Raw genomic sequence first — 9,938 nt, 5'->3', positions numbered from 1 at the left:
TCCAAAAAAAAAAAACCCACAAACCGGGGGTTATTTGTCTGGTGGGCCCGAGTGCCCCCACGACAAAGATTGTGCCGGAACGACCAACGGCACTGCTCGGTCCGATAGGCCCCGTTCGTCTCGGCTTCCTCGGACCAGCCGAACGAGGTCATCAACCTTCGCTCGCCTTCGTCAGCGATCTGCTGAAACGGGCTGTGGCCTGTGGGCGCGGCCGCGAGTCCGACGCTGGCAAGACCGTTCTCGGCGGTCAGCGCACCTCCGCTCGCGCGGTGAGCACCTGGAGGTCAGTCCCACAGCTTGCGCGTGAACTCCGCCGCCCAATCGATTTGTTCACGATGGGTTCCGTTGGGCGTGCAGCGGGCTTCCGCGGGGCCTGGCACTTCGGGCACCTGACTTCCCGGGCGTGCCAGGTCCGGGCCGCCGTGCCACCGGTCGGTTGTGCGCTCCGCTTATTGCGACGCTGTCGTGGCGGCCAGGTGCGGGCGTCGCTGTACTCCAGGACTCTGCGCAGGCGTTCGCGGTGCGGAATCTGCCGCGTTCGGCCGGGGCAGGCCCTGTCCTCGTGGCCGCACGGCTTCCGCAACTGTCACAGCGGCCGCCGGACCGGTCCTCACCCGACAGGGGCGGGCACGCGGTCTCGCCGGGACCCTGGTGGCGGGATGCCGTACCAGCACACCCCGGAGCGACCGCCCGCCTGGTCACCGGCATCACCGTGGCGCTCATCGTCCTGATGCAGGTGATCGCCTGGCAGGGCCTGTTCGCATCGCAGAGCACCGACGCCCGATACACCCTCAACCGCCTCGGCCGCAGCGCTGTTTCCATCGGTACCCACGGCACCGTGACCACAGCCGACATGACCACCTTCCTTCGACGCCTCCCGGACGCCGAGGCCGTACTGCTCACTCCTCCGATGGACAGTCTCGACGGGCCGATCACCCTGTACGGCGACTGCACAGCCCTCACCGCCCTGCGACTCCCATGCCCTCCGCACGACGCGCGGGCGGACGGCGTGCCAGAGGATCTGAGACTGCGGGAAACTGGTCCGTTGGACACCCCGCGGCACTCTCACACTTCGCATCCGCCGTACTTATGGCTGGATGGACCGCAACGACCCTGGTGTCACGTACTGGGAGGGTATTGGGCCGGGTGGTTCCCTGTACGAGGATGCGTACACGAGCATGGCGCACGGCTGGTCCACCGGCGTACTGCCCGCGCTCACCCATCAGCTTCTCGGTGCCCGTCCCACCTCGCCGGGCTACGCCACATGGGAGGTCCGTCCCCATCCCGGTGACGTCGCCTGGGCGCAGGGGCAACTCCCGACGCCCAGGGGTGCGTTGACGGTTTCCTGGCAGAACTCCGCTGACGGTTTCACTGTGACGGTGAAGGTGCCCGCCGGCACGCGCGGAGTGCTCGCCCTCCCTGGTGACGCGGACGAGACGGTTGTACGCGAGGGGCACAAGGTGCTCTGGGGCGGCCGCCGCGGGCCGGACCGGTCGGTCCGGTTCACCAATGGTCGTATCACCCTCTCGGATCTGGGGCCGGGGGTCCATACCTTCACGGCCGGTCGTCGGTAGCCGCTTCGCTGAGGCATTTGCCTCACGGCGCACCGGGGCCGGGACCGTGGCCCTGCGGGGAAGCACGATTGACGCCTTGACGTACTGCCGCTGGATGTGGCCCGCCTGGGCCGATGTCCCTGTCCTGCCGCTGCCTGGACCGTGCAGCGGCAGGACAGCGCACGCAGGCGGAGGTGCCGGCCCGCCGGGAGGTTTGTCCATGCCGCGGGGTCCTGGCGGCCGAGGCCGCTTTGCCGCGCGTCCGGCGAGGTCATCCGGACCTGGACGAGTGCGAGCATGCCGGGCATGATCCGGTGCGCCATGGCATGCGCCGTGGCGGTCTCCCGTGTGTGCGGTGTGCGATGGAGGGGCCGCCCGCCGGGTGGTACGGCCTGGTGGAGCCTTGGAAGAGTGAGATGGTGCGGGGGGACGGACCGTACTCCGCGGTCGGCCAATGCCTCTTGGGCGAACCCGGTCGAAGCCCGCGTCGGACCGCCGTGGCAGTTCACCCTGGTCAACTCGGACCATCCGGACCACACCGTTCGTGTTTGGTGGGGGTGGGGGTTTTGTGTCGGTGGGTGTGTGGGTGGTTGCTCCGGTGGGTGAGGTGGTGGCGCGGATCGGTGGGGTGAGGTTTCAGTGCTGCGGGCGTCGTGGGTACCTGTTTGCTGAGCGTCTTTGCCGGGTTTGTTTCGAGCGTGTACCGCCGCGGAAGCCGAGCGGCGCTGTGCCACGACCAGTACCTGCACGGAGGCTACGGATGGCGCCTCCACACCAGCCGGACGGAATGCCAGACGGGGACACCGGGGCCCACACTCACGCAGCGGAGCCGGCCGGATCAGCGGGACGCGGACGAGAGCGTTGTGAGCCTGGTCGAAGGAGCAGAGGAGCTGATGACGCAGGCCGAGTTGGTATGCGAGCGCAACGTGCGTTGCGTTCCACGGTTTGGAGAAGCGGTGCGCCCAGCGACCGTGGCGCGTTGGCGGCGGTCGGCCGTGCCCTTGTTGCGGTACGCACCGTGGTGCGCTGGACGCGGGTACCGATGCCGGCCTATCAGCCGGTTCTCGACAAGCTTCTGGAGCTGTGTACTGACGTCCGTAGCTCCTGCACGGAGGACGGTATCCCGGATGACGACGATGATTTCTTCGTCAGCTTCTACCTCCAGTACGTGCCGCCGCTGAAGGAACTCCTGGAGAAGTTCGTTCTGGCTGCCGCACATGGCCGCTCGCCGCAGCCGCCGACAACGGGCGGAGCACAGGGAAGCCAGGCGTCAGACCGAGCCTGACACCAGGTGGTGACACGACGGATGCCGGCGTCCCGGACGCGGCGAGTGGGGGGCTTTTGCGCTTTATTCGCGGTGCGGCATCCTTGTGGGGGTGCTTTCCGAACTTCCTACCGAGTCGAACGTGTTAGCGAACTCGATGGTGTCCGGATCTCGCTTCGCGGAGCCCGGACAGGCGCTGAGGTTCGTCTGCCGCCTCCTTCCCGGAGGCTACGTTCCGCTACGATGAGCGCGGGAATATGCCGGGGGGCGTAGGACGGCAGGTTGCGCCGCGTCTCGGATGTTCGGCTTCCTTGCCGAAGCCCTGCGTGGAGAGATCATTCCATTGAATGGTCGATGACGCAGTAATTTGCTTTAGTGAAGTGCTGCTGGATGTACATGGGGTGGGGAATGCAGACTGATTTCAGCAATCTGGCCGTCAACGAGGCGATCGTGCACTCGATTCCGCGGAAGAGGAAGACAGACCTCGCGCCGGCGCAGATCAAGTTCAGCGAAGCTGCCTGCAGCCTGAACGGCACGGTACGCGGTGAGCTCGAGATCAAGTTCAGTGACGTTCTCACCAGTCTCGGGCGCGAAGTTGTCGTGGACAGCGAGTTCAAGTCGCAGCTTCCTGATCAGGTGCGCGCCTTCCTCGAAGGCGACTGTGGACTTGTCGAGGCGTCGAGGGAGATTGCCGAACTCCTCCTGGCCAGCCAGCCTATGACCAGTTCTGATGGACTTCTCCTGGTCGCCTCGGTGACGCTGGACGGGCATAAGAGCTTGCTCATGGTCAAGCTTGAACCGGAGTCAGGGATGCAGGCCACCGAGGTCACCACGGCCGGCGGCCTACGCACGTTCGACGTCACATACTTCGCGAACTTGTTGTTCACTGAGGCCTCCCGCGTCTACAAGATCGCCCTGTTCTCGTCCGCCGGGATGAGCGAGGGCGGCATGGAGGGCTGGGCTGCCGACAAGCAGATGACGGGCAAGCAACTCGCGAAGTTCTTCCGGGAAGCTTTCTTGGGCTGCCGGCTGAAGAACGAGCCGCGCCAGGTCACCCTCCGCTTCCACGATGCCGCGGTGGACTGGATCAACACACTCCAGGATGCTGACACACGGATCTCCTACCTCATGGCGGTCCTGGTGGAACTGCAAAGTCCCACCCCTGTCGTGGACCCCGACTCCTTCATCAAGACACGGCTGCAAGCGCCCCACCGGGAGAGCTTCGCCCAGCACATGCGGGACAACGAGGTCCCTGAGCAGACCTTCGACAAGGACATCGAACTAGTGGAGCCCAAGCTGCGTAAGATGCGCATGGCGTTCGACAACGGTGCCTTCGTGATCGCTCCGGTTGAGGCAATGGAGGGTGACTCGATCAAGTTCGTCGGCCTGGACGGCGGCAGGACACGTCTGATTCTTACCGGCATTATGACCGAGACACGCAGCTTCGGTCAGGGCAGGGCGAAGGCTCGTCCAGCCCAGCACAGTGACACCACTCCTGCACTCAGCATCTCCACTCATGACCGTGCCGCTGACCGCCCATGAGGCGTACCGCCGCTACCGTCAGCAGCTGTCGGAGGTAGAGAAGGCAGCGGAGCTCACCGCCGCCTACATACGTAGGCGAGCAGCCCGCGCGCACCTCGGCTGCCAGGTCTCCTCGCGCGCCAAGGAGGTCAGCAGCTTCATCAAGAAGGCCTACCGCAAGGGGTACAAGGACCCTTGGAACGAGATCACCGACAAGGCCGGCATCCGTATCGTCGTCCCGTACTCCGGCCTTCTCGACGAGGCGCTCGACCTGGTGACCACCCAGTGCAACCTCACTGTCGTACGCGTCGAGGACGACCGTAGGAAGCCCGGCTTCGAAGAGCGTCTCGAGTACCCCCGGCTTCACGTTCAGATACGAGCCCACGGGGGAGGGACGGACCCGGACGGCTCGCCTTACGAGTGCGAGGTGCAGCTCCGCACCGAAGCCGCCGACGTGTGGGCGCGCATGTCGCACTCACTGATGTACAAGCCGGGGTCCACCACCGACATCCCACCCGATGTCAGACGCTCGCTGTACCGTTTGATCGCCCTGGTTGAGTTGTACGACTCGGAGGTCGAACGGGGGGTAAAAGCGTTGGCCGAGCACCCCGATTTCAGCCGCAGCAACCGCCTCCTTGCCGAGGCGGAACGCATCTATCAGACCTTCAGCAACCATCCCTATGACAGGGAACTATCAGAGGATGTCGTCGACGTCCTCATCGACGCGATCGGAGATGACCCTGGCTATGCCGATCGCCTCGTGGAGTTCGCCGAAGAGAACCGCGCCACGATCGAGCGCGCCTACGAGCAGTTCGGGCCCAGCAGTGAACAGTTCCTCGAATACGGCCGGTACCTGCTTGCCAGCCAGCCAGAGAGCCTGATCATATTCGAGAGGCTGGCCAATGCCCGCTACGACCTGCAAGAGACCTGGGAGGGCAACTTGGAAGACAGACTGCTGACGGACATGGCCAGAATTTGGGGAGTACGCCGATGAGCTCTGGACAGCCGGAGACACCCGCCCTCGCTGCGACCACCGCTATGTTCGTTGAAGTCCTCGTTGTGGGCATCGGTTTCGTCACTGGGCTCGCCCTGCTGGCTGCAGCGGCAGCAGGCCCGGAGACCGCAGCCAAAGCTGCGCCCGTGGCAGGATCAACGTCTGCTACCGGAGCATGCCTTGCCGCGGCCTACGCCCTGGGCATCCTCATCGACCGGTGTGCAGACAAAGCTCTCACCCGCATCCGCCGTAACCTGCGGCAAGCGTCCTTCCCCGCCGAGGACACATATGCCCAGGCCCGTCTGATCCTGGCCACTCAGCCCCCGTTGGTTGCCCTGGCCGATTATGCCCGTTCAAGGATGAGGATCTGCCGGGGATGGATCCTCAATACCGCCGTACTGACTCTGGCTGGCGACCTTCTCCTGTTGCGCTACGACATGGAACACCGTGCTGTTCTCCTCGCGCTGACCACAATCCTCGGCGTGGGCCTGACGGCCGGCTTCTACCTCTCCTGGCGCACCATCACGGCAACCGGCTACAAAAAGCTTGCCCAGCAGACGGCAGCTCTCAGCGCAGCGTCGCTCCTTCCACCACAGCAGAACAACATGACCCCGGCCGCCCCCGTAGCATCCGGCTGAACTGCTCCACTCACCGCAAGCACCGTAGCCACCGACGGACGAACAGCGACCATGACGGCCGGCCCCACCTCTCGCCCTGGACGCGTCAGCCTGTTTCCTCACCCAGCAGGAAGGCCTGGACTGTGCTGTCGGGCATCTGCGTCGACCAGGCAGCCGGGCACTGTACGTCTCCGTGAGCGGAACTGGAAAGATCATGGTCGCCGCCCGCGTCGCGGTTTCCCTGGATGCGCGCCTGGTGCTCTTCGTGGTGCCGACACTGGACTTGGCTGGGCAAACCGCACTGGCCTGGCGCGTCGACGCCCGCAGTGAACCGATCGTGATTCTCTCGTCTATGGATGCCTCCGGTCACGACGCCTTGGTCGCAGCTCACGTCACCTCAGCCTCCCAGGCCAGCCCGCTGGCACTGTTGATGTCAGCCGTCGCCGAGGGCAGGAACGAGATTCCGGCAGCGACTGTGATCCGCACCTACGACTCTCTCGATTTTTTAGTTCGAGAACACGCAGCACACCGCGTTCGACGCCCCGGCCTTCGACCTGGCCGTCCGGACGAAGCGCACCGCATTGCCGGCCGCACGGAGTAGAGGTGGGCTGAGGCAAACGATGCGCACCGCATCCGAGCCGACCGCCGCCTCCCGCAACTTGACCCAGTGATCGAGGATTACGGGTTCCTCGACGAGCTGGCGGATGAGAGCCGCTCGAGGCGCACGTGGGCGATGCCCAGCGGATGGCTGCTGAGGCTGCCCACGTGCGGCTCGGCCGCAGGATTTCGGCCTCCAGCCGGGCCCGCTCGGCGTCGCGTGCGGCCGGTTGGACAGCCCCTGGCCCGAGCCGGATAGCAGCGGGTGAAGAGCCTGGTGGGGGTTCACCGGTGTTGCGCCGCCGGTTGGCGGTGAGCTGGAGAGCGGTCGCAGGATTCATTGAGGGTTCTTCCGCGTGGAACCGGGCTCCCGGGCGGTACGCGCTGTGAAGGACAGGCACGGTGCGACAGATGATGTGGTGAGACTTCTGGTCTGTCCTCTGCGGCGGATGTGGCGGGGGCGTCGTCCGTCGCACGGCCGGGTGTCCACGGGGCCCGAACGCCATGGAAGTGTCCGGCAGTGCTGCCGTCAATCAGGCGCGCGCGGGTGCACCGCACTCCCGCCGGGGGCGCCTCCGCCTACAGCCGGAACTGGAGGTCGAGGACGTCGGTGAGTTCGACTTCGAGGCCGTGGGCGCGGCGTCCGTTGTCGCGGAAGTAGGTTTCGCCGAGGGCTTCGGCGGTGAGCTGGAGCAGCTGGTCCTCGTCCGCTCCGGCGGCTTGGGCACCGAGGAGGCGGGCGGCGTGGCGGGGTGGGAGGGCGAGGGTGAGGTGGCGGATGCGTGACTGGTCGGTGGAGCCGGGCGCGGCGGTGTAGCCGAACCGGGCCTGGACGTCGATCATGATGCCGTCGGTCGTGGCCGCTTTCTGCCGGGCCCGGGCCCTGACCTGCGGCTGCCACCGGCTGCGGACCTCACTCTCCAGCCGGGTGGCGAGCTGCGGGCGGGGCTGTTTGATCTGGCCCCTCATATACCGCTCCACGGTGCGCCGGCTGATGCCGAGCACACCAGCTACCTGCTGAGTGCTGCCCTGGTGCTGGCGCACCAGGTAACGCATCTGAGCCCCGGCGGACTTGGGCACCGGGCGCGTGAACGCCCCCTGAACCGCCCGGCCGAGCTCTTCCTCCACGGTGACCATCCGCCGTACGCTCCCTATTCTCCGGTGTCCCGGGCGGTGACCTCACCGGTCTTGATGTACCGGGCGAGGTTGGCGATCCTGCCGTCTGCGCCGAGCTGTTCCAGCACCTCCACGCCCCACAGCACGCCCTGGGTGCCTTCGTGCTTGACCATGCCGGGGGAGACGCCGAGGCGGAACGAGCCGGGTACGGTGTTGCCGTCTCTGTCGTAGGGCAGGACGTCCAGGGGGGTGGGGCCGTCGGCGGTGTAGACGGCGCAGTCGGAGAGGATTGCGACGGGGTAGCGGCCGGTGGCGGCGGCGAGGGCGGTCATCTTGCGGTGCATGTTGACGCGGGCTCGGGAGATGACGGTGGCCCGGATGTCGGGGCGCCACGTCGGCCGGGCGAGTGCGGGCCAGGCCTGCCCGGGTACCCAGTTTCCGCCGCGGGCCTTCTCCTGCAGCTTGCCGATGCCGCCCTTGACGGTCATCTTCACCGCGTCCACGACGATGCCCAGTTCAGGATCCCGCCCCTTGTATCCGTCCATCGCCGCAAGGAACTGCTCGGGCGGCAGCTTTTCCGCCACGCCGAGTTCCGCCATCGTGGCGACGTAGGCGTCACGCAGCCGCTTGTACCAGCCATCCAGGAACCGCCCGCCGCGCGGCCGCACCCAAGCCTCGACCGGCGTGACGTCGTAGCCGAGCTCGACGGCGTACGCCACGGTCGGCGTCGCGTACCAGGCAGACCCCTGGGGGCGTTCACCGGTCGGGGTGAACGGGCTGGGAAGCAGGTCGCCCTGGAGTTCGCGCCACTGCTTGGCGACCTTCACCCGGCTGAGGTCGACGTGGGAGAGGTCCACCAGCCAGGAGCCGGGCACCGCCTGGTCGAAGACCGGGTGGGTGACGTGCTGGGGCGGTGAGTCCAGGCCGACGACGGCGCCGTTGGCGGCCGTGCCGAACGCCAGGTTCACGTCGATGCCGACCAGATGGGGCTGCATGCATTCCGCGTCGGTCAGGTCCCGGGCCCAGTCGTACGCCTCCTCGAACAAACGCTCCTCGGGCCCGCGGATGTGGAAGCGGGGCAGATGGGCCAGGACAGGGTGCCCGTCGGTCGCCTCGCATGGCGCGGGATCCACCGGCTGCGTCCCCAGAGATCCGGGCCGGTGCTCGGAGTGCCGACTACCGTCCTGGTCCGGCTCGCTCGCGCGGGTGGGCGGGTTGAGCGCGGTCATCAGCTCCAGCCCGGTCACCGCACTCGACCCGACCGGTGTCATCACCCGGTGCGCGTACACCCCCATCACCCGGGCCAGCTCCGCCGGACCCAGCTGCGCGGCATGGCCCCAGGCGCGCTCGTCCAGCGCACGCCAGGACGGGATGCACAGCTGAACACACTGGCGCCGCCCGCCCGTGACGGGGCGGTAGATCCGTGCCCAGGGCCCCAGCCCGCGCCGGGTGAGCTGCCACCCCGCCTGCTCCAGCTGCTTGATGATCTTGTGTCCCTCAGGGAGCCGCCCGGCGGACCGTTCCTCATCCGACAGGACCGGGGGCAGGCCGTAGCGCTCGCACGCCGTCTCGGTCAGGACCAGCAGCGGGTCGGCGTCCTTGCCTGACCCGTGCAGCTTCACCGCCCCCACCCGCGCCTCGGCCAGGGCCCATTCCACCAGGGCGGGAAGGGACCCTGCGGGCACGTCCAGGAGCAGACCGCCAGCGCCGTAGCTGGTTACCTGCTGCTCGTCATCGGCGCCCAGGACGAGCAGCGGACCGTGGGCGTACGCGCCGGATCCTGCGGCCGCGGGGGAGTTGGCGGCAGCGGCCCGGGGCGCGCCGGGGCGGCGTGAGCCGCGTGCCGGGCGCGGGGCGGCAGCCGGCGACGGCGGTGGGGCTGCAGGAGACGGGACGGGAGCGCTCACCGCCGCAGCCGCAGAGGGTGCTGCCTCGGCCGGGGCGGGGGGCGCGGCGGGTACCGCCGTGGCGGCCGAGATGGCTGGTGTGGCGCCCTCGGCGGGCGCAGGGGAGGGGTAGAGGCGGGCGAGCTGCTTCAGCAGGTGTGCGTAGGGCTCTCGCTGGGGCGGGCGTGGTTCGGTCTTGCCCGACTCCCACGCGCCGACGGTGGCCCGCCGCACGTCCAGGGTGGCGGCCACCTCTTCGAGGGTGAGCCCGTGGGCCTGCCGCAGGCGCTTGCGCTCGGCGGGCGGGGGCAGCGGCGACCGGGACGCGACGAGCGCGTCAATGGCATCGAACAGCTCGGACATGGTGAACCTCCGCCACTCACTGTACCC

The 9,938-nt window shown here is 67.6% G+C and carries 8 protein-coding genes; 6 read left to right on the top strand and 2 right to left on the bottom strand.

What is annotated here, in order from left to right:
• The first annotated feature begins 1,097 nt into the window (after positions 1-1,097).
• The 6 genes from ACWCSV_RS32300 (at position 1,098) to ACWCSV_RS32275 (ending at position 6,550) form a co-directional block, all read left to right on the top strand.
• Positions 1,098-1,574, top strand: a complete 477-nt coding sequence (locus ACWCSV_RS32300; RefSeq protein WP_451148401.1) for an alpha-L-rhamnosidase C-terminal domain-containing protein — start codon at positions 1,098-1,100, stop codon at positions 1,572-1,574.
• A 958-nt stretch (positions 1,575-2,532) separates the two neighbouring features.
• A complete protein-coding gene (locus ACWCSV_RS32295; RefSeq protein WP_451148399.1) occupies positions 2,533-2,838 on the top strand; it encodes a hypothetical protein in 306 nt (101 codons plus the stop codon).
• 387 nt (positions 2,839-3,225) lie between these two features.
• Positions 3,226-4,359 (top strand): nucleoid-associated protein, encoded by a 1,134-nt coding sequence (locus tag ACWCSV_RS32290; protein ID WP_451148397.1) that lies wholly within the window; start codon positions 3,226-3,228, stop codon positions 4,357-4,359.
• Positions 4,334-5,332: a hypothetical protein gene (locus ACWCSV_RS32285; RefSeq protein WP_451148395.1), complete on the top strand. Its 999-nt coding sequence runs from the start codon at positions 4,334-4,336 to the stop codon at positions 5,330-5,332. The genes ACWCSV_RS32290 and ACWCSV_RS32285 overlap by 26 nt, the downstream gene beginning before the upstream one ends.
• Entirely contained in the window at positions 5,329-5,970 is a 642-nt protein-coding gene (locus ACWCSV_RS32280) for a hypothetical protein (RefSeq protein ID WP_451148393.1), read from the top strand. Before ACWCSV_RS32285 ends, ACWCSV_RS32280 begins: the two co-directional genes overlap by 4 nt.
• Positions 5,971-6,142: 172 nt before the next feature.
• On the top strand, positions 6,143-6,550 hold the full coding sequence (locus ACWCSV_RS32275; protein ID WP_451148391.1) for a hypothetical protein: 408 nt from the start codon (positions 6,143-6,145) through the stop codon (positions 6,548-6,550).
• Between the two features lie 575 nt (positions 6,551-7,125).
• On the opposite strand, the gene tpg is transcribed toward ACWCSV_RS32275, so the two are convergent.
• Together tpg and tap are read right to left on the bottom strand one after the other, a co-directional pair.
• A complete protein-coding gene (gene tpg, locus ACWCSV_RS32270) occupies positions 7,126-7,683 on the bottom strand; it encodes a telomere-protecting terminal protein Tpg (RefSeq protein ID WP_451148389.1) in 558 nt (185 codons plus the stop codon).
• Between the two features lie 14 nt (positions 7,684-7,697).
• Entirely contained in the window at positions 7,698-9,911 is a 2,214-nt protein-coding gene (tap, locus tag ACWCSV_RS32265; RefSeq protein WP_451148387.1) for a telomere-associated protein Tap, read from the bottom strand.
• Positions 9,912-9,938: the final 27 nt, after the last annotated feature.

This window comes from Streptomyces sp. NPDC001770 (genome assembly GCF_053596135.1).
Note: the sequence above shows the minus strand (reverse complement) of the source record. Positions and strands in the feature narration are given on the sequence as shown.

What these genes read in the sequence shown, in the direction of transcription:
- ACWCSV_RS32300 (WP_451148401.1), top strand. Translation starts at nt 1,098, where the DNA reads ATGGACCGCAACGACCCTGGTGTCACGTACTGGGAGGGTATTGGGCCG.
- ACWCSV_RS32290 (WP_451148397.1), top strand. Translation starts at nt 3,226, where the DNA reads ATGCAGACTGATTTCAGCAATCTGGCCGTCAACGAGGCGATCGTGCAC.
- ACWCSV_RS32285 (WP_451148395.1), top strand. Translation starts at nt 4,334, where the DNA reads ATGACCGTGCCGCTGACCGCCCATGAGGCGTACCGCCGCTACCGTCAG.
- ACWCSV_RS32280 (WP_451148393.1), top strand. Translation starts at nt 5,329, where the DNA reads ATGAGCTCTGGACAGCCGGAGACACCCGCCCTCGCTGCGACCACCGCT.
- tpg (WP_451148389.1), bottom strand. Translation starts at nt 7,683, where the DNA reads ATGGTCACCGTGGAGGAAGAGCTCGGCCGGGCGGTTCAGGGGGCGTTC.
- tap (WP_451148387.1), bottom strand. Translation starts at nt 9,911, where the DNA reads ATGTCCGAGCTGTTCGATGCCATTGACGCGCTCGTCGCGTCCCGGTCG.